Source organism: Streptomyces atratus, from assembly GCF_900119365.1.
Taxonomy (GTDB): domain Bacteria; phylum Actinomycetota; class Actinomycetes; order Streptomycetales; family Streptomycetaceae; genus Streptomyces; species Streptomyces atratus_B.
Map to the genome: position 1 here is coordinate 21921 of NZ_FPJO01000001.1, position 18373 is coordinate 40293.

The window sequence follows — 18373 nt, forward strand, 5'->3', positions numbered from 1 at the left end:
TTGCACGTGGGGCGCTGCCAGACTCCTGGCATGCCAAACGCGCGACCAGTTCCCACAGTCCGCCGACGCCGACTCGGCGAAGCTCTCCGCCGGTATCGGAACGCTGCCGGCCTCACCCTCGACTCGGCAGCCGAAGCACTTGGGTGGCTCGGTCCCAAGTTGTCCCGGATCGAGACCGCCAACGGTCATGTCCGGCCGACGGAAGTGGCCGAACTGCTCAGGGTGTACGGGGTTGATGACCAAGAGGTGGTCGCGGCCCTGGAAGGACTCGCCAAGGACGCCCGCAAGCAGGGCTGGTGGCAGACATACAGCGGCATCGTGTCGCCCACGTACGCGGACTACATCTCGCTCGAATCCGATGCCGCGAGCGTGCGCGAGTTCGCACCGCTGCTCATTCCCGGCCTTCTTCAGACCGCCGCCTACGCACGGGAGACCATCGCCGCCAACGCGATCACGCGCACGCCGGAGGAAGTCGCCGCGCTCGCAGAGGTCCGCCAGGCCCGACAGGCCGTACTCACCCGTCCGTCCGGGCCGCTGAAGCTCTGGGCGATCATCCACGAAGCCGTGCTGCACCAGAGGTTCGCCACACGGCCGACGACCATGCGCGAGCAGCTGCGCAGACTGCTGGACGTCTCGGAGATGCCGCATGTGACACTCCAGGTGATGCCACTCGACGGCACACCCCACCCGGGTAGTGTCGGCGGCTTCAGCCTCGTCGGCTTTCCCGGACCGATGCCAGACGTGGTTCTGCTGGAGAATCTCATCGGGTCGTCCTACGTTGAGGGCGTCGGTGAAGTGGGGACTTTCGCCGACGCGTTCGAGCGAATCGTTGCGGCAGCGCTGCCGACGGACGACTCACTGAAGCTGATCTCCCAGATGGAAGAGAGACACCGTAAGTGAACGAAGATCGCACAGCGGAACTGCACGCATACGACATCTCCGCGCTCGCCTGGCACAAAGCCACCGCCAGCGGCGGGGAGGGCAACTGCGTGGAAGTCGCCAGCCTCCCCGGAGGGGCAACGGCCGTACGCGACTCGAAGGACCTCGCACGCACCCCCCTGCGGTTCAGTGCCCCGGGGTGGGCCGCGTTCAGGGCGGGCGTGATCGACGGCGCCCTCTGACCGGCCGGGTGACGAGCCCGGCGTGCTCGTCCGGGAAACCTGTGGCCGGTCGCCCTCGACGCACGACATGGTTCACTGCGAACACATGCCGAAAAGACGGAGTACTACATGCCTCATGAGGTAGATCAGTCATTCCTGGCCCTGCCGCTGCGGGCCCTCGCCGACGCGGCGCTCGCCCGCGCGCGGGCGCTGGGCGCCGTGCATGCGGACTTCCGGCTGGAGCGGGTGCGCAGCGCGTCCTGGCGGCTGCGGGACGCCCGGCCCGCCGGGTCCTCGGACACCACCGATCTCGGCTACGCGGTGCGGGTGGTGCACGGCGGGGCGTGGGGCTTCGCGTCCGGGGTGGACCTGACGATGGACGCCGCGGCGAAGGTGGCCTCGCAGGCCGTCGCCATGGCGAAGCTGTCGGCGAAGGTGATCGCGGCCGCCGGCTCGGACGAGCGGGTGGAGCTGGCGGACGAGCCGGTGCACGGCGAGCGGACCTGGGTCTCGGCGTACGACATCGACCCCTTCGACGTACCGGCCGAGGAGAAGGCGGGGCTGCTCGCCGAGTGGAGCGGCCGGCTCCTGGGTGCCGAGGGCGTCGCGCATGTGGACGCCTCGCTGATGACCGTCCACGAGAACAAGTTCTACGCGGACACGGCCGGCACCGTGACCACCCAGCAACGGGTGCGGCTGCATCCGCAGCTCACCGCGGTCGCCGTGGACGGGACCACCGGTGAGTTCGACTCGATGCGGACGATCGCCCCGCCGGTGGGCCGCGGCTGGGAGTACCTGACCGGGACCGGCTGGGACTGGGACGACGAGCTGGAGCGGATTCCCGGGCTGCTGGCCGAGAAGATGCGGGCGCCGAGCGTCGAGGCGGGGACGTACGACCTGGTCGTCGACCCGTCCAACCTCTGGCTGACCATCCACGAGTCGATCGGCCACGCCACCGAGCTGGACCGGGCGTTGGGCTACGAGGCGGCGTACGCCGGGACCTCGTTCGCCACCTTCGACCAGCTGGGGAAGCTGGTGTACGGCTCCCCCGTGATGAATGTGACCGGTGACCGCACCGCCGAGCACGGGCTCGCGACCATCGGGTACGACGACGAGGGTGTCCAGGCTCAGTCCTGGGACCTGGTCAAGGACGGGACGCTGGTCGGGTACCAACTGGACCGGCGGATCGCGAAGCTGACGGGGCTGGGCCGTTCCAACGGCTGCGCGTACGCGGACTCGCCGGGCCATGTCCCTGTACAGCGGATGGCCAACGTGTCGCTGCGGCCGGATCCGGGCGGGCTGTCCACGGAGGACCTGATCGGCGGGGTGGAGCGCGGGATCTACGTGGTCGGCGACCGGTCCTGGTCCATCGACATGCAGCGCTACAACTTCCAGTTCACCGGGCAGCGGTTCTTCCGGATCGAGAACGGCAGGCTGGCCGGGCAGCTGCGCGATGTCGCGTACCAGGCGACGACGACGGACTTCTGGGGCTCGATGGAGAAGGTCGGCGGCCCGCAGACGTACGTCCTGGGCGGCGCCTTCAACTGCGGCAAGGCCCAGCCGGGCCAGATCGCGGCTGTCTCGCACGGCTGCCCCTCCGCCCTCTTCCGGGGCGTGAACATCCTCAATACGACGCAGGAGGCCGGACGATGAGCCGCGTCAGCAAGCCGCACGAGATCGTCGAGCGGGCGCTCGAACTGTCCACCGCCGACGGCTGTGTGGTCATCGCCGACGAGCAGTCGTCCGCGAATCTGCGCTGGGCCGGCAACGCGCTCACGACGAACGGGGTGACCCGGGGGCGGACCCTGACCGTCATCGCGACCGTCGACGGTGCGCAGGGCACCGCGTCCGGCGTGGTGTCGCGGTCCGCGGTGACCACCGACGACCTGGAGCCGCTGGTGCGGGCCGCCGAGGCCGCGGCGCGCGGGGCCGGTCCGGCGGAGGACGCGCAGCCGCTGGTGGCCGGGGTGCCCGTGTCGCCCGACTTCACGGACGCGCCGGCCGAGACGGACTCGGACGTCTTCGCGGAGTTCGCCCCGGCGCTCGGCGACGCCTTCGCCCGCGCCCGCTCCGGCGGCCGTGAGCTGTACGGCTTCGCCAACCACGAGCTGACCACGACCTACCTCGGTACGTCGACGGGGCTGCGGCTGCGCCACGACCAGCCGACCGGGACGCTGGAGCTCAACGCCAAGTCCCCGGACCGCACCCGTTCGTCCTGGGCGGGCCGCTCGACGCGTGACTTCAAGGACGTCGACCCGGCCGAGCTGGACGCGGAGCTGGCGCAGCGGCTGCGCTGGGCTGAGCACCGTATCGAGCTGCCCGCCGGGCGGTACGAGACGCTGCTGCCGCCGACCGCCGTCGCCGATCTGCTGATCTACCAGCTGTGGTCGTCGGCCGCGCGGGACGCCGCGGAGGGCCGGACGGTGTTCTCCAAGCCGGGCGGCGGGACCAGGATCGGTGAGCAGCTCTCCGGGCTGCCGCTGACGCTCCGCAGCGACCCGAACGCACCGGGCCTGGAGTCGGCGCCGTTCGTGATCGCCCACGCCTCCGGGGACGGCGCCTCCGTCTTCGACAACGGTCTGCCGCTGACGCCGACCGACTGGGTGCGGGACGGCCGGCTGGAGCACCTGACGACCACCCGGCACACGGCGGGGCTGACCGGGCTGCCGGTCGCGCCGGCGATCGACAACCTGGTGCTGGAGGGCGGCGGTGAGCGGTCCCTGGAGGAGATGGTGGCCGCGACGACCGGGCGCGGGCTGCTGCTGACCTGCATGTGGTACATCCGCGAGGTCGATCCGGCCACGCTGCTGCTGACCGGGCTGACCCGCGACGGGGTGTATCTCGTCGAGGACGGCGAGGTCGTCGGCGAGGTGAACAACTTCCGGTTCAACGAGTCGCCGGTGGACCTGCTGTCGCGGGCCACGGAGGCGGGCCGTACGGAGAAGACGCTGCCGCGCGAGTGGGGCGACTGGTTCACCCGGTCCGCGATGCCCGCGCTGCGGATCCCGGACTTCAACATGAGCTCGGTGAGTCCGGGCGTCTGACCCGCCTAGACTGAGCAGGAAACCCATTACCCGTACGCACCACGAGGAGCACCGGAACCGTGACGGACATCGTCGACGAGCTGAAGTGGCGTGGGCTGTTCGCCCAGTCCACTGACGAGGACGCACTGCGCAAGGCTCTCGCGGACGGTCCCGTCACCTTCTATTGCGGCTACGACCCCAGCGCGGCGAGTCTGCACGTCGGCCATCTGGTGCAGGTACTCACCATGCGCCGGCTCCAGCAGGCCGGGCTGCGGCCGCTCGCCCTGGTGGGCGGGGCCACCGGTCAGATCGGTGACCCGCGGCCGACCGCGGAGCGCACGCTGAACGATCCGGAGACGATCGCCCACTGGGTGACGCGGCTGCGGTCCCAGATCGAGCCGTTCCTGTCCTTCGAGGGCGAGAACGCGGCGGTCATGGTGAACAACCTGGACTGGACCTCGGGCATGTCCGCGATCGAGTTCCTCCGGGACATCGGCAAGCACTTCCGCGTCAACAAGATGCTGACCAAGGAATCCATCGCCCGACGGCTGGAGTCCGACGAGGGCATCAGCTACACCGAGTTCAGCTACCAGCTGCTCCAGAGCATGGACTACCTGGAGTTGTACCGGCGCTACGGCTGCACCCTCCAGCAGGGCGGCAGCGACCAGTGGGGCAATCTCACCGCCGGTCTCGACCTGATCCACCGCCTGGAGCCGGGCGCCGAGGTGCACGCGCTGGCGACGCCGCTGATGACGAAGGCGGACGGGACCAAGTTCGGCAAGTCCGAGAGCGGGGCCGTCTGGCTCGACCCGACGATGACGACGCCGTACGCGTTCTACCAGTTCTGGCTGAACGTGGACGACCGGGACATCTCCCGGTACATGCGCATCCTCAGCTTCCTCAGCCCCGCGGAGCTGGAGGAGCTGGAGAAGGTCACCGAGGAGCGCCCGCAGGCCCGGACGGCGCAGCGCGCGCTGGCCGAGGAGCTGACGACGCTGGTGCACGGCGCCGAGCAGTGCGCCGCGGTCATCGCGGCGTCGAAGGCGCTCTTCGGCCAGGGTGAGCTCGGCGAGCTGGACGAGGCGACGCTGAGCGCCGCGCTGTCCGAGGTGCCGCACGCGCAGGTCACCGAGCTGGGTCCGCTGGTGGATCTCCTGGTGGAGGTCGGCCTGGCGCCGAGCAAATCGGGCGCCCGCCGCACGGTGAAGGAGGGCGGTGCGTACGTGAACAACGTCAAGGTCACGGACGGCGAGAGCGCACCGGCCCGCGAGGAGCTGCTGCACGGGCGCTGGCTGGTGCTGCGCCGGGGCAAGAAGAACCTCGCCGCCATCGAGGTCACCGGCTGATCCCGGACCGACTGCGCACCGCGGCCGGACACGCGTGACGCGTGTCCGGCCGCGGTGCGTCGTGCCGGGTGGTTCAGGTCTTCTGTCTGGTGCCGCGGAACGAGGCCCACAGCATGTCGCCGACGCCGACGACCACCACCGCACCGATCAGCTGGAGCAGATGGCGGATCCAGTCGATGCCCTTGGTTTCGTTGACACCGATCCAGGTGGCGACGGCGTTGCCGAGGACACTGCCGATGATGCCGAAAATGATCGTCAGCCAGAGTGGGATGTTCTGTTTGCCGGGCAGGATCGCCTTCGCGATCAGACCGAGCACCAGACCCACGATGATTGCCCACAACCAGCCCATGTCGCCTCCTCGTGCGACGCGATGTCGCGCATGTGCCGCCCAGTCTCGGCCCGCGGGCCGTGCACCGCATGCCGAAGGGGCCGTACGTGCGGCCCGGACACCGATATGTACGAACAGGGCGTGCCCCGGTCTCGAAGCCGTCGGGTGCCGGGCGTACCGTGGTTTGCGGTCCGGCGGCGGGGGTGGGGTGTTCCCCGGCCCACCAGGCGCCGGAGGAAAGGTGATGGAGACGTGATGCGGAAGCAGAGCGGCGGCGGGGTCTTCCGGATCACGGGGGCCCGGCAGGGACTCGCGGACGATGTGCGCGGCAGGCAGCGGCGTTATGTGATCTCGATGTCCGTGCGGACGGTGTCGGTGATCCTGGCCGCGGTGCTGTGGAACGTCGAGCGGTATGTCGCGATCGTGGCGCTCGCGCTCGGGGTGCTGCTGCCGTACGTGGCGGTGGTCATCGCCAACGCGGGCCGGGAGAACACCCCTTCGCTTCCTTCCACCTTCGTACCGGCGCCGATGCGGCCGGTACTCGACGCCGCGCCCCTGGCGGGTGCCGCGGAATCCGGTCCGGAGGGTGACGGTGTCCGCCGCGGCGGAGAATCGGTCTGAGCCCGGTCAGGTGTGCATGGCATCCGATCCTCAAGAAAACCTCAGATCAATCATGAAGTTACGGTGCACCGCACCCCGGTCTGCGTGACATACTTCGTAAGCGCTCCGCATCCCCCGTCGGAGCGACGGACCGACGCCGGGCAGCTCCCCCCGTGGCTGCCCGGCGTCGCTTTTTCTACGGCCGGGGATGCGGTCGGGCAATGGTCTGATCCCCAAGGGGAGGATCTAGGGTTGAGTCCGTGAACTCCCCTGAATCCGCGGCCGAGAGCGCTGCCGCCGCCCCCATCTGTTCCGCCAAGGGCTGCCGGACCGAGGCCGTTTGGGTGCTCGCCTGGAACAACCCGAAGCTGCACACCCCGGAGCGCCGCAAGACCTGGCTGGCCTGCGAGGAACACCGGGAGCACCTCTCCTCGTTCCTCGATGTCCGGGGTTTCCTCAAGGATGTCGTGACGCTGGCGGAGTGGGAGTCCGGCACCGACGGCCGCCCCTAGGGTCCTAGCCGCCGATCGCCGACATCGGCCGGTCGGGCTGGAGGAAGGACGGGTCGTCCAGGCCCGATCCGGCCTTCTTGCCCCACATCGCGAGCGTCCAGATCCGGGCGATCTCCTCGTCCGGCGCGTCCGAGCGCAGGGCTCCGCGCAGATCGGTCTCCTCGCGGGCGAAGAGGCAGGTGCGCACCTGACCGTCGGCGGTGAGCCTGGTCCGGTCGCAGGCCCGGCAGAAGGGGCGGGTGACGGAGGCGATGACGCCGACCCGGTGGGGGCCGCCGTCGACGATCCAGCGCTCGGCCGGGGCGGAGCCGCGCTCCCCGGCGCCCTCCTCGGTGAGGGTGAAGCGGGTGCGCAGCGACCGGAGTATGTCGCCTGCCGTGATCATGCCGTCGCGCTTCCAGCCGTGCTGGGCATCGAGCGGCATCTGCTCGATGAATCGGAGCTCGTATCCTTGCTCGACGGCCCAGGCGAGCAGCTCGGGGGCCTCGTCCTCGTTGAGCCCCGGCATCAGGACGGTGTTGACCTTGACCGGGGTGAGCCCGGCGTCGCGGGCGGCTTCGAGGCCGGCCAGCACGTCGTGGTGGCGGTCGCGGCGGGTGAGGGTCTTGAAGACGTCGGGGCGCAGGGTGTCCAGCGAGACATTGACCCGGTCGAGACCGGCGGCCTCGAGTGCGACGGCGGTGCGCTTCAGACCGATGCCGTTGGTGGTCAGCGACATCCGGGGGCGGGGGTCGAGGGCCGCGCAGCGCTCGACGACGGAGACGAGCCCGGGGCGCAGCAGCGGCTCGCCGCCGGTGAAGCGGACCTCGGTGATGCCGAGCCGGGTGACGGCGATGCGGATCAGCCGGACGATCTCGTCGTCACTGAGCAGGTCGGGCTTGGCCAGCCATTGCAGGCCTTCTTCCGGCATGCAGTAGGTGCACCGCAGATTGCACCGGTCGGTCAGCGAGACGCGCAGGTCGGTGGCGACCCGGTCGTATGTGTCGATGAGCATGTGGGCCCCCTCCCCGATTGCTTCCCGGGTGCCGAGTCCGGGCTTCCGGCCGGTCCTTCCGGCTGACTCTTTTGAGAGTACGCGAGAGCGGTGCCATCGGCGGGGCCCGTTCGGCACGAGGAGCGGCGTGGCCGTGTCGTAGGACCCTACGACACGGCCACGGAACGGGAGCCCGGGGCGCTGCCCGGTCAGTGTGCTCCGACGCCGGTGAGGGACTTGACCTCCAGCTCGGCGTACTTGCCCTTGTCCGGCGTCTCCTTCGAGAGGAGGGAGCCGACCCAGCCGAGCAGGAAGCCCAGTGGGATGGAGATCAGGCCGGGGTTCTCCAGCGGGAACCAGGCGAAGTCGACGCCCTTGAACATCGATGTCTTCGGGTTGCCGGAGACGACCGGCGAGAACAGCACCAGGATCACCGAGCTCGCCAGACCGCCGTAGATCGACCACAGCGCGCCCTGGGTGGTGAACCGCTTCCAGAACAGGCTGTAGAGGATGGTCGGCAGGTTGGCGGAGGCGGCGACGGCGAACGCGAGCGCCACCAGTCCGGCGACGTTCATGTCACGGGCGAAGGCGCCCAGGACGATCGCGACCGCGCCGATGAGGACGGTGGCCCAGCGGGCGGCCCCCATCTCCTCCTTCTCGGTGGCCTTCCCCCTGCGGATGACATTGGCGTAGATGTCGTGCGCGAAGGAGGACGAGGAGGCGAGGGTGAGCCCCGCGACGACGGCGAGGATGGTGGCGAAGGCGACCGCCGAGATCACCGCGAGCAGTACGGCGCCGCCGGTGGAGCCGACCCCGCCGAGGTATTCGGCGAGCTGCGGGGCAGCCGCGTTGCCGGCCGGGTTCTTCGCCTTGATCTCGTCGGGGCCGATGAGGGCGGCGGCGCCGAAGCCGAGGGCGATCGTCATCAGGTAGAAGGCGCCGATGATGCCGATGGCCCAGTTGACGGACTTGCGGGCGGCCTTGGCGGTCGGCACCGTGTAGAAGCGGATCAGGATGTGCGGCAGGCCGGCGGTGCCGAGGACCAGGGCGATGCCGAGGGAGAGGAAGTCCAGCTTCGAGGTGCCGGTGGCGCCGTACTTGAGGCCGGGCTCCAGGAACGCCGCTCCGTGGCCGCTCTTCTCGGCGGCCGTGCCCAGCAGGTCGGAGATGTTGAAGTCGAACTTCAGCAGCACCAGGAAGGTCATCAGCAGGGCGCCGGCGATGAGCAGTACGGCCTTGACCATCTGCACCCAGGTGGTGCCCTTCATGCCGCCGATGGTGACGTACACGATCATGAGTACGCCGACCAGCGCGACGATGAGGATCTTGCCCGCGTCGCTGGTGATGCCGAGGAGCAGCGAGACCAGGACGCCCGCGCCCGCCATCTGGGCCAGCAGGTAGAAGATCGAGACGACGATGGTGGAGACGCCGGAGGCGGTGCGGACGGGGCGCTGGCGCATCCGGTAGGCGAGGACGTCGCCCATGGTGTAGCGGCCGGAGTTGCGCAGTGGTTCGGCGACCAGCAGCAGGGCGACGAGCCAGGCGACGAGGAAGCCGATGGAGTACAGGAAGCCGTCGTAGCCGAAGAGGGCGATGGCCCCGGCGATGCCGAGGAACGACGCGGCGGACATGTAGTCGCCGGAGACCGCGAGCCCGTTCTGGAAGGCGGTGAACTGACGGCCGCCCGCGTAGAAGTCGGAGGCGCTCCGGGTCTGCCGTCCGGCCCAGACGGTGATGCCCAGGGTCGCGGCGACGAACACGGCGAAGAGCGTGATGATCAGCGGCCGGTGCTCGGTGGTCGAGGAGGCGGCCAGTTGGAGGGCGGGGTGCGAGTGGTACGCGGCGCTCATGCGTCGGCCTCCATACGGGACTTGATGGCCTCGGCCTTCGGGTCGAGCTTCGCGGCCGCGTGCCGCGAATAGAACCAGGCGATGAGGAAGGTGGTGACGAACTGGCCGAGGCCGAACACGAAGGCCACGTTGATGTTGCTGTACACCTTGGTGCCCATGAAGCCGCCCGCGTAGTTGGACAGCAGCACGTAGAGCAGGTACCAGAGGACGAACGCGATGGTCAGCGGGAAGGCGAACGAGCGGTACGAGCGGCGCAGTTCGCCGAACTCCGCGCTCTCCTGCACCGCGGTGAACGCCTCGGTCGTGGGCTGGGCAGGGCGGGTGTCCGTACTGGCCTCGGGCGGCGGCGGTGCATCGGTAGCCACGGAATCTCCTCGCGACGCGGGTGCGGTGGTGTCGGTGACGGTGGATCTCACTGGGCAGGCTCGGTACCGGGGGTGTCGGTGCACCTCCCCCGACAACGGCACGGAGAGCGCGGCAGAGCGGTTCACCACCGCCGCGTACTTCTCCCGCGCGCCGTTTCGCGCCCGTCCGGCTCAATCCGGAGCTGCGAAATCATTGATCAGTGGGGATGATCAGCGATAACTTCACTGGTCATGTACGCGACCGGGCACGCCCGTGTCCGGTCGACCGGTACGGATGATGTGGAGACCCCATGGCTCATCTGGGATCCAGACGGACGCGCGCACTCACGTTGCCCGTCGGATTGGCCCTCACGGCCTCGCTCGGCTTCCTGCCGACGGGTGCCGCCTCTGCCGCACCCGTGGACGCGCAGCCCACGGCCGCGGTGTCGACGGACGGACCGAAGCTCTCCTACGTGGTCAACACGCGGGGCGGCCATGGGACCGTCGAGCAGGTGAAGAAGGCGATAGCCGAGGCCGGCGGCACGGTGGTGGTCGCCTACGAGCAGATCGGCGTCATCGTCGTCCACTCGCAGAACCCGGACTTCGCGAAGACGGTCCGCCGGGTCAAGGGCGTCGATTCGGCAGGGGCCACCCGCACCAACCCCATCGTTCCGCAGGCCACCACGGACACCGGGGCCGAGCAGCCGCTCACCGCCGCGCAGGCCGAGGCCGCGGCGGCCGAGGCGACGGCGGGCCAGGACCCGATGGAGCCCCTGCAGTGGGATCTGCCCGCCATCAAGGCGGACCAGGCGCACAAGAAGACGCTGGGCAGTCGCAAGGTCACGGTCGCGGTCATCGACACGGGTGTCGACGACACCCACCCCGACCTGGCGCCGAACTTCGACCGCGCGGCGTCGGCGAGCTGCGCCTCCGGAGCGCCGGACACCACGGACGGCGCCTGGCGTTCGGCGCCCACCGAGAGCAACCACGGCACGCATGTCGCGGGCACCGTCGCCGCCGCGAAGAACGGCGTCGGGGTGACGGGCGTCGCGCCGGGCGTCAAGGTCGCCGGCATCAAGGTGGCGAACCCGGACGGCTTCTTCTACACCGAGTCGATCGTCTGCGGCTTCGTCTGGGCCGCCGAGCACGGTGTCGATGTCACCAACAACAGCTATTACACCGACCCGTGGATGTTCAACTGCAAGAACGACCCGGACCAGGGCGCCCTGGTCGAGGCCGTCGCGCGCGCCACGCGGTACGCGGAGCGCAAGGGCACGGTCAACATCGCCTCGGCCGGCAACAGCAGGTTCGACCTGGCCTCCGACGCGATCGAGGACACCACCAGCCCGAACGACAGCACCGCCGCCACCCGGACGGTCAACCCGCGCGAGTGCCTCGACATCCCGGCGCAGCTGCCGGGCGTCGTGACGGTCTCCGCGACCGGCGCCAAGGGCCTGAAGGCCTCGTACTCGAACTACGGGAACGGCGTCATCGACGTGGCGGCCCCGGGCGGCGACTCCACGGCCTACCAGACGCCCGCCCCGCCGGCCACCAGCGGCCTGATCCTGTCCACGCTGCCGGACGGCAAGTACGGCTACAAGGCCGGTACGTCGATGGCCTCCCCGCATGTCGCGGGTGTCGCGGCCCTGATCAAGTCGACGCACCCGCACGCCTCGGCGGCCGCGGTGAAGGCGCTGCTGCTCGCCGAGGCCGACGCCACGGCGTGCGGTGCCCCGTACGACATCGACAATGACGGCAAGATCGACGCCGTCTGCGAGGGCGGCAAGAACCGCAACGGCTTCTACGGTGCCGGTGTGGTGAACGCGCTGAACGCGGTCCGCTGGTAGCGGGAACGCGGCTCGCGGCGGGAGGGGCCGGGGTCTTCGGGCGGCCCCTCCCACTGGTGGCACTCAGTGCCATAGTGGGCGGATGACTCATGCACCGAAGTCCGGTACCGAGCAGGCCTGGGCGGCGCTCGGCGGTGATCCCGCGCTTCTCGCGCACATCGCGACGGACGGTCCCGGCGGGCGGCTGCTCCCCGCCCGGCTGCCCGTCATGGAGCTGGCCCGTTCCGCCGTCGCGGTCTGCTCGCTGGCCGCCGCCGAGCTGGCCGCGCGCCGCACCGCGGGCCCGGTGCCCCGGGTCCGGATCGACGAGGGCGCGGTGGCCACGGCGTTCACCAGCGAGCGCCATCTGCGGATCGACGGGCGCGCGCCGACCAGCTTCGCCCCGCTGTCCCGGTTCTGGCGCACCGCGGACGGCTGGGTCCGGACGCACGCCAACTACCCGCACCACCGGGCCCGGTTGCTCGCCACGCTGGGCCTTTCCCCGGAGACCCCGGACGACATCGCCGTGGACACCGTCGCCGCCTCGTTCGCCGGGCGCCGTAGCGACGAGATCGAGCGGACGGTGTACGAGGCGGGCGGCCTGGCCGTGGCCGCCCGTACACCCGGTCAGTGGGCGGCCGACCCGCGGGGCGCCGCGGTCGCGGGCACGCCGCTGGTGGCCCGGGAACGCACCGACGACGCGCCGGGGCGCCGCACGGCACCGCTCACCGGTGAACCGCTGCTGCCCGCCGCCGGGTTGCGGGTGCTCGACCTCACCCGGGTGATCGCGGGGCCGGTCGCCACCCGTACGCTCGCGCTGCTCGGCGCGGACGTGCTGAGGATCGACGCCCCGCAGCTCCCGGAGAGCCCGGACGCGCACAGCGACACCGGTTTCGGGAAGCGGTCGGTGGACCTGGACCTCTCCGGCCGTTCGGGGGCGGCCGCGTTCGACCGGCTGCTGGCCGACGCGGACGTGGTCGTCATCGGCTACCGGCCCGGTGCGTTCGAGCGGTTCGGGCTGACCCCCGAGTCCCTGGCCGCGCGCAGGCCGGGGCTGGTGATCGCGCGGCTCTCGGCCTGGGGGCACGGCCCGTGGGCCGGGCGGCGCGGCTTCGACAGCCTGGTACAGGTGGCCACCGGCATCGCGTCGGTCGAGGCCGGCGCCGGGCCCGGGAGCGTGCCCGGTGCGCTGCCCGCCCAGGCGCTCGACCACGGCACCGGCTATCTGCTGGCCGCCGCCGTGCTGCGGGCGCTGACCGAGCAGCACGACGAGGGTGGCTCCCGGCTGGCGACACTCTCGCTGGCCCGTACCGCCTCCTGGCTGCTCGACGAGCTGCCCGCCCCTGCCCTTCCGGGGGCCGCGACCGGGGACGGGGACGGGACCGGGCGCTCGTACGACCCCGAGAAGTGGCTCACGGAGACGGACAGCCCGCTGGGCCGGCTGCGGCACGCGGTGCCACCGGTCGCCTTCGAGGGTTCGCCCGCCGGCTGGTCGCGCCCGCCCGGCCCGCTGGGGGCGGACGCGGCCGCCTGGCTCACGGCTTGATGAGCACCTTCAGCGCCGTGCGCTCGTCCATCGCCTTGCGACACCGGCCCATTTCGATCCCGGTGCGAGGACTCCGACAGTCAGCAGGAACTGCGCCGCGATGTAGGTGAGCATGACCCAGAAGTCGGGCTCGGGCAGCTGCGGCCAGTCCGCGATGCCGGTGGCGATCAGCGCGTCGGAGAGCAGGAAGAGCGCCCCGCCGGTGGCCGCGTACGGGCCGAGCGTGCCGGCGCGGTACGCCATCGCCGTGAGCAGCAGGCTGTAGCCGGCGATCGGGATCCGCATCTCGGCAGGCAGACCGGGCCAGATCAGGATGATGAAGGTGGTCAGGACGGCGGCGTAGACGAGCCCGGCGGGCACTGAGCCGCGGGCCCGCCCGAAGAACCACAGGTAGCAGACGTGACCCGCGGCGAAGGAGCCCATCCCGATGAGGAAGGCGGCATCGGCGTCGGCCAGCAGGAACGTGTCACCGCCCCAGCCGAACAGTAGCGCGGCGATGAGCAGCCGGGGCCCGCGCCGGGCGGCGGCGTACCCGGCCAGCAGCGGCATCAGCAGGGGCTTGGCGACGAGGTGGGCGACCTGGACATCGGCGAGCAGGCCGAGGAGGTCGACGGCCGAGGCCACGAGGAAGGCGATGAAGAGCGGGCGTACGAGACGCTCCCGCCGGTCCGGGGCGGTGCCGGCGCTCATCCGGTGCGCTCCGGGGCGGCCGTGCGGACGGCCCGGCCGGCCGGCTGCCAGCCGGGCCCGCGGAAGATCCGCCCGGCCCGCTCGCTCCAGCTGTCCGCCGACCGCACGTCGCGGGCGATGGCGGCGTACTCGTGGGTGGCGACACGCAGCGGGTTGAAGGTGTCGATGTTCTTGGTGAGGCCGAACACGGGCCGCTCGGTCTCGGCGGTGAAGGACCCGAAGATCCGGTCCCACAGGATCAGGATGCCGCCGAAGTTCCGGTCCAGGTAGCCGCCCTGCGAGGCGTGGTGCACCCGGTGGTGGGAGGGCGTGTTCAGTACGTACTCCAAGGGCCTGGGGAGCTTGTCGATGCGCTCCGTGTGCACCCAGAACTGGTAGACGAGGTTCGCCGACGAGCAGAAGGCGAGCGCGGCCGGATGGACCCCGCACGCGATCATCGGCAGGTAGAATGGCCAGACGGTCAGTGAGGTCCAGGGCTGGCGCAGCGCGGTGGAGAGGTTGAACTTCCGGCTGGAGTGATGGACCACGTGGCAGGCCCAGAGGATCCGGATGACGTGGTGGCCGCGGTGTGACCAGTAGTAGAAGAAGTCCTGGGCGAGCAGCATCAGCGGGACGGTCCACCACAGCACGGGGACACGGAGCGGGGTCAGTTCGTAGACCGCGGTGTAGATCGCGACGATGGGCACCTTCCACAGCAGGTCGAAGACCAGGCTGCCCAGCCCCATGCTGATGCTGGTGACGGTGTCCTTCGTCTCGTATCCGGCCGCGTCCTCGTCGGGGTGGAAGTGGTGGAGGGCCATTTCCAGGACGGTGAGCAGGGCGAAGGCCGGTATGGACCAGAGCACTACATCGGGCAGGTTCGTCGGCATGCCTGCACCGTAGAGCCGCAGGTCGGCCGGGGACTAGACGTTGTTACCAACAAGTATACGAGACGCGGTGTCAGCAGTCTTTGGTGACTTCTGCCAAACACGGCTGCGCACTGCCCCTACACCCCCACCGCCCCCAGCAACTCCCCCGCCCCATAAGTGACCGCCATCGCCAACGCTCCCCCGCCCACGTTCCGCAGCACCGCCGGCCCCACCCTCGCCTCGCCCAGCCGGGCGCTCCACCAGCCGGTGAGGGCCAGTGCCGCAAGTACCGACAGGACGGTCACCAGGAGCCGCACCGACGAGGGCGGCAGCACGATCGCCAGCAGCGGCAGCAGCGCGCCCACCGTGAAGGCCAGGAAACTCGCGCCCGCGGCGTGCCACGGGTTCGTCAGCTCGTCCGGGTCGATGCCCAGCTCGACCTCCGCGTGGGCGCGCAGCGCATCGCGTTCGGTGAGCTGGAGGGCGGCCTCCCGGGCGACGTCCCGGCTCAGCCCCTTGCCCTCCAGCAGGCCGGTCAGCTCTTCGAGCTCCGCCTCCGGGGCCTCCTTGAGCTCCCGTTTCTCCGTCGCGAGGGCGGCCCGCTCCGAATCGCGCTGGGTGGAGACCGAGACGTATTCGCCCGCGGCCATCGACATGGAGCCGGCCAGCAGCCCGGCCAGGCCCGCCGTGAGCAGGGCACCGCGGTCGCCGGTGGCGCCGGCCACGCCGACGACCAGGCCCGCGGTGGAGACCACACCGTCATTGGCGCCGAGGACCGCGGCGCGCAGCCAGTTCAGCCGTGCGCCGAGGCCGTTGCCGTGCGGTTCGTCGTGCGTCCGGATTTCCGTCACCCGGGGATGGTCTCACCCCGTCCGGTCACCAAACGCGTACCGACCCGCCCGGTGCGAAGGCAGGGCTGGTCGCGTCGGGCGGAACCTCCTTCAGCGGTTCGGCGATCTCCTCGACCGTCGGGCCGACCTCGGCCGCGATGCGGTCGAGCGCCGCCAGGTCGAACCCGTAGACACGGGCCGCGTTGCCGCCGGTCATCGCCGCGATCTCCTCGGGCGGCAGGCCCGCGTACGCGATCCGCAGGCCCTCCCGTGAGTACGGGGCGGTGCCCTCGTCGTGCGGGTAGTCGCTGCCCCACATGATCTTGTCGAGGCCGATCCGGTCGCGCAGCGGCACCTCGTGGGGCCGCATGAAGCTGGCGCCCACGTAGCAGTTGTCGCGCCAGACCTCACTGGGGCTCGCGCCCATCGAAGCGGCGAGGCCCGCACCGAACTTGGATTCGGCGGTGGTTGCCCGGGTCGCCGCCGCGACCAGGCGGCCGTGGTAGTAGTCCAGCATCTCCACTACGCCGGGGATCCAGCCGGAGCCCTGTTCGGTGAGGACCAGTTTCAGTCCGGGATGGCGGCGGAACGCTCCGCCGAAGACCAGGTGCCACAGCGCCCGGTGCGAGAACCAGGTCGTCTCCACCATGAAGACGGCGCGCGCCGCCGGTTCGTCGCCGAGCGGCGGGGATGCGGAGCCACCATGGTGGTTCACGGGTACGTCCAGCTCCTCGCAGACCGCCCACAGCGGGTCGTACACCTGCGAGTACAGCTCGGGAATGCCGGAGCCGGGCGGTGCGCCGGGCAGCAGGATGCCGCCGGTGAGGCCCGCGGCCCTGGTGCGGCGGACCTCGCGGACCGCTTCCGCCGGGTCGTTGAGGAGGATCTGTGCCACGCCCGCGCGCCGGGCCGGTGCCTGCGCGCAGAAGTCGGCGAGCCAGCGGTTGTGGGCGCGCAGGCCGGCCCAGCGCTGTTCGTACTCCGTCCGCGACGGCGCGGGCGCCATCAGGGAGGCGGAGGGGAAGAACGGCGGGATGGTGTTGGGGAAGACGACCTCCGCGACGACGCCGTCCGCCTCCAGCTCCGCGACGCGGCGTGCGGAGTTCCAGTTGCGGTCGGCGGTGTCGGCGAGGAGGTCCTCGTACGGATTGACGTAGGTCGCCGCCCACGCGTCGAAGTCGTCGTGGTACTTCGCTTCCAGGTAGGGCCGGTAGTCGAGGAGATCGGCTCCGGCATGGCAGTCCGCGGAAATGACCGTGTAGCGGTCCATCACCGAACCCCCAGGACCGGGAAGTCGTGGTCGGTCAGCCAGTGCCGGCCCACTTCGCGCGACCTGGCCCAGGACGCCTCGACCGCCGCCTGGTCGGCCACCTGGCCGAGGTCCTCGGGTGTGGGGCCGATGCGCTCGGCGACCGGGGCGAGCTTCGCCGTGTCGAAGCCGAAGACCTCGGCTGCGGCGAGGCCCAGCATGCGGCGGGTCTCGGCGACGGGGATGTCGTGGAAGGTGTCGCGCAGCCACTGGGCGGTGTTCGGCCAGGTGCCTTCGGGGTGCGGGAAGTCGCTGCCCCACAGGATGTTGTCGACGCCGATCTCGTACCGCTGGGCGAGTTCGCGGCGTTTGGTGTTGGTGGCGCAGATGAAGACCTGGCGGTCGAGGTACTCGTGCGGGGGCCGCTTCAGTTCGGCGAACGGGGAGAGCTTCTTGCCGCCGTGGGCGCCGAGGTAGAGACGGTCCATGAACCACAGGAGGTTCGGCAGCCACCAGCAGCCGGACTCGGCGACGCCGAACCTCAGCCCGGGATGGCGTTCGAAGGCGCCCGACCAGAGCAGGAACCAGAGCGGGCGGGAGGGCCACCAGGTGACCTCGGAGACGTAGATCCCGAGATGGTCGCCGTACTCGTGGCGCGGGGCCGCCCCGGAGTGCGTGACCACCGGCATCGCCGTCTCGGCGGCGGCCGCCCACACGGGGTCGTAACGACGGTCGTGGTACGGGGCCTTGTCCACCCACATGGAGGGGATCATGAGCGCACCGAGTCCGGACTCCTTGGCCCGGTGGATCTCCGCGACGACCCGGTCGACCTCGCCGGTGACGGGCAACAGGGCGACCCCGCAGTGGCGTTCGGGGTTCTGCGAGACGAAGTCGGCGAGCCAGCGGTTGTGGGCCTGCGCGCCGGCCATGCCCAGCTCCGGGTCCTGGTCGCCGGAGAGTCCGAGGCCCACGCCGAACGGGGCGGCGGTCCGGCTGTCGACGGCGTCCGCGTCCGGGAAGACGACCTCGGCCGCCACCCCGTCGCCGTCCAGTTCCTTCAGGCGCCGGGCGGCGTCCCAACCGCCCTTCAGGCCTTCCTCGTTGTCATGGAACCACTTGTCGGCGAAGGCCTCGTTGCGTACGCCGAGGCGGGTCATCTCCTCGCGGCGGCGGTCGCGCCCGGCGAGGAAGTCGTCGAAGTCCCGGTGGAAGCGGGAGTCGAGATAGGGCCGGTACTCCTCCGTGGGCAGCCCGGCGTGGCAGTCGGAGGAGATGATCAGGTACGGGTCGTCGGTCATCGCTCGCTCC

The 18373-nt window shown here is 70.7% G+C and carries 18 protein-coding genes; 9 read left to right on the forward strand and 9 right to left on the reverse strand.

The annotated features are described in order from the left end of the window. Nucleotides 1-30: 30 nt before the first annotated feature. From BT364_RS00130 to tyrS, 5 genes are all read left to right on the forward strand, one after another. Nucleotides 31-900, forward strand: coding sequence for a helix-turn-helix domain-containing protein (locus BT364_RS00130; protein ID WP_072482969.1), 870 nt, complete (start codon nucleotides 31-33; stop codon nucleotides 898-900). Continuing rightward, nucleotides 897-1121 carry a DUF397 domain-containing protein gene (locus tag BT364_RS00135; protein WP_072482970.1) on the forward strand — a complete coding sequence of 75 codons (225 nt, stop codon included), beginning with the start codon at nucleotides 897-899 and terminating at the stop codon, nucleotides 1119-1121. The genes BT364_RS00130 and BT364_RS00135 overlap by 4 nt, the downstream gene beginning before the upstream one ends. A gap of 108 nt (nucleotides 1122-1229) precedes the next feature. Then, nucleotides 1230-2753, forward strand: coding sequence for a TldD/PmbA family protein (locus BT364_RS00140; RefSeq protein ID WP_072482971.1), 1524 nt, complete (start codon nucleotides 1230-1232; stop codon nucleotides 2751-2753). Further along, nucleotides 2750-4144, forward strand: coding sequence for a metallopeptidase TldD-related protein (locus tag BT364_RS00145; protein ID WP_072482972.1), 1395 nt, complete (start codon nucleotides 2750-2752; stop codon nucleotides 4142-4144). Before BT364_RS00140 ends, BT364_RS00145 begins: the two co-directional genes overlap by 4 nt. 59 nt (nucleotides 4145-4203) lie before the next feature. Continuing rightward, a complete protein-coding gene (gene tyrS, locus BT364_RS00150) occupies nucleotides 4204-5469 on the forward strand; it encodes a tyrosine--tRNA ligase (RefSeq protein ID WP_072482973.1) in 1266 nt (421 codons plus the stop codon). A gap of 73 nt (nucleotides 5470-5542) precedes the next feature. Here the strand turns inward: tyrS and BT364_RS00155 are convergent, their stop codons facing one another. Beyond that, on the reverse strand, nucleotides 5543-5818 hold the full coding sequence (locus BT364_RS00155) for a GlsB/YeaQ/YmgE family stress response membrane protein (protein WP_072482974.1): 276 nt from the start codon (nucleotides 5816-5818) through the stop codon (nucleotides 5543-5545). A 234-nt stretch (nucleotides 5819-6052) separates the two neighbouring features. On the opposite strand from BT364_RS00155, the gene BT364_RS00160 reads away from it, so the two are divergent. Beyond that, the gene (locus BT364_RS00160; RefSeq protein WP_072482975.1) at nucleotides 6053-6418 is read left to right on the forward strand and encodes a DUF3099 domain-containing protein; all 366 of its coding nucleotides are present in this window, start codon (nucleotides 6053-6055) and stop codon (nucleotides 6416-6418) included. A 239-nt stretch (nucleotides 6419-6657) separates the two neighbouring features. Further along, nucleotides 6658-6909 carry a hypothetical protein gene (locus tag BT364_RS00165; RefSeq protein WP_072482976.1) on the forward strand — a complete coding sequence of 84 codons (252 nt, stop codon included), beginning with the start codon at nucleotides 6658-6660 and terminating at the stop codon, nucleotides 6907-6909. 4 nt (nucleotides 6910-6913) lie between these two features. Here BT364_RS00165 and moaA read toward each other — a convergent pair whose 3' ends face one another. From moaA to BT364_RS00180, 3 genes are all read right to left on the reverse strand, one after another. Then, a complete protein-coding gene (gene moaA, locus BT364_RS00170) occupies nucleotides 6914-7903 on the reverse strand; it encodes a GTP 3',8-cyclase MoaA (RefSeq protein ID WP_072482977.1) in 990 nt (329 codons plus the stop codon). 188 nt (nucleotides 7904-8091) lie between these two features. Continuing rightward, nucleotides 8092-9732 carry a solute symporter family protein gene (locus tag BT364_RS00175; RefSeq protein WP_072482978.1) on the reverse strand — a complete coding sequence of 547 codons (1641 nt, stop codon included), beginning with the start codon at nucleotides 9730-9732 and terminating at the stop codon, nucleotides 8092-8094. Then, nucleotides 9729-10097, reverse strand: a complete 369-nt coding sequence (locus BT364_RS00180; protein ID WP_072482979.1) for a DUF485 domain-containing protein — start codon at nucleotides 10095-10097, stop codon at nucleotides 9729-9731. Before BT364_RS00180 ends, BT364_RS00175 begins: the two co-directional genes overlap by 4 nt. Nucleotides 10098-10387: 290 nt before the next feature. On the opposite strand from BT364_RS00180, the gene BT364_RS00185 reads away from it, so the two are divergent. Next, nucleotides 10388-11923, forward strand: coding sequence for a S8 family peptidase (locus BT364_RS00185; RefSeq protein ID WP_072482980.1), 1536 nt, complete (start codon nucleotides 10388-10390; stop codon nucleotides 11921-11923). Nucleotides 11924-12005: 82 nt separating this feature from the next. Further along, entirely contained in the window at nucleotides 12006-13448 is a 1443-nt protein-coding gene (locus BT364_RS00190) for a CoA transferase (RefSeq protein WP_072482981.1), read from the forward strand. A 9-nt stretch (nucleotides 13449-13457) separates the two neighbouring features. Here BT364_RS00190 and BT364_RS00195 read toward each other — a convergent pair whose 3' ends face one another. From BT364_RS00195 to BT364_RS00215, 5 genes are all read right to left on the reverse strand, one after another. Beyond that, nucleotides 13458-14138: a lysoplasmalogenase gene (locus BT364_RS00195; RefSeq protein WP_072482982.1), complete on the reverse strand. Its 681-nt coding sequence runs from the start codon at nucleotides 14136-14138 to the stop codon at nucleotides 13458-13460. After that, nucleotides 14135-15007, reverse strand: a complete 873-nt coding sequence (locus BT364_RS00200; protein ID WP_072482983.1) for a sterol desaturase family protein — start codon at nucleotides 15005-15007, stop codon at nucleotides 14135-14137. Before BT364_RS00200 ends, BT364_RS00195 begins: the two co-directional genes overlap by 4 nt. A gap of 116 nt (nucleotides 15008-15123) precedes the next feature. After that, nucleotides 15124-15837, reverse strand: coding sequence for a VIT1/CCC1 transporter family protein (locus BT364_RS00205; protein WP_072482984.1), 714 nt, complete (start codon nucleotides 15835-15837; stop codon nucleotides 15124-15126). Between the two features lie 25 nt (nucleotides 15838-15862). Further along, on the reverse strand, nucleotides 15863-17086 hold the full coding sequence (locus BT364_RS00210; protein ID WP_072482985.1) for an amidohydrolase family protein: 1224 nt from the start codon (nucleotides 17084-17086) through the stop codon (nucleotides 15863-15865). Continuing rightward, nucleotides 17086-18363, reverse strand: coding sequence for an amidohydrolase family protein (locus tag BT364_RS00215; protein WP_072482986.1), 1278 nt, complete (start codon nucleotides 18361-18363; stop codon nucleotides 17086-17088). The genes BT364_RS00210 and BT364_RS00215 overlap by 1 nt, the downstream gene beginning before the upstream one ends. Nucleotides 18364-18373: the final 10 nt, after the last annotated feature.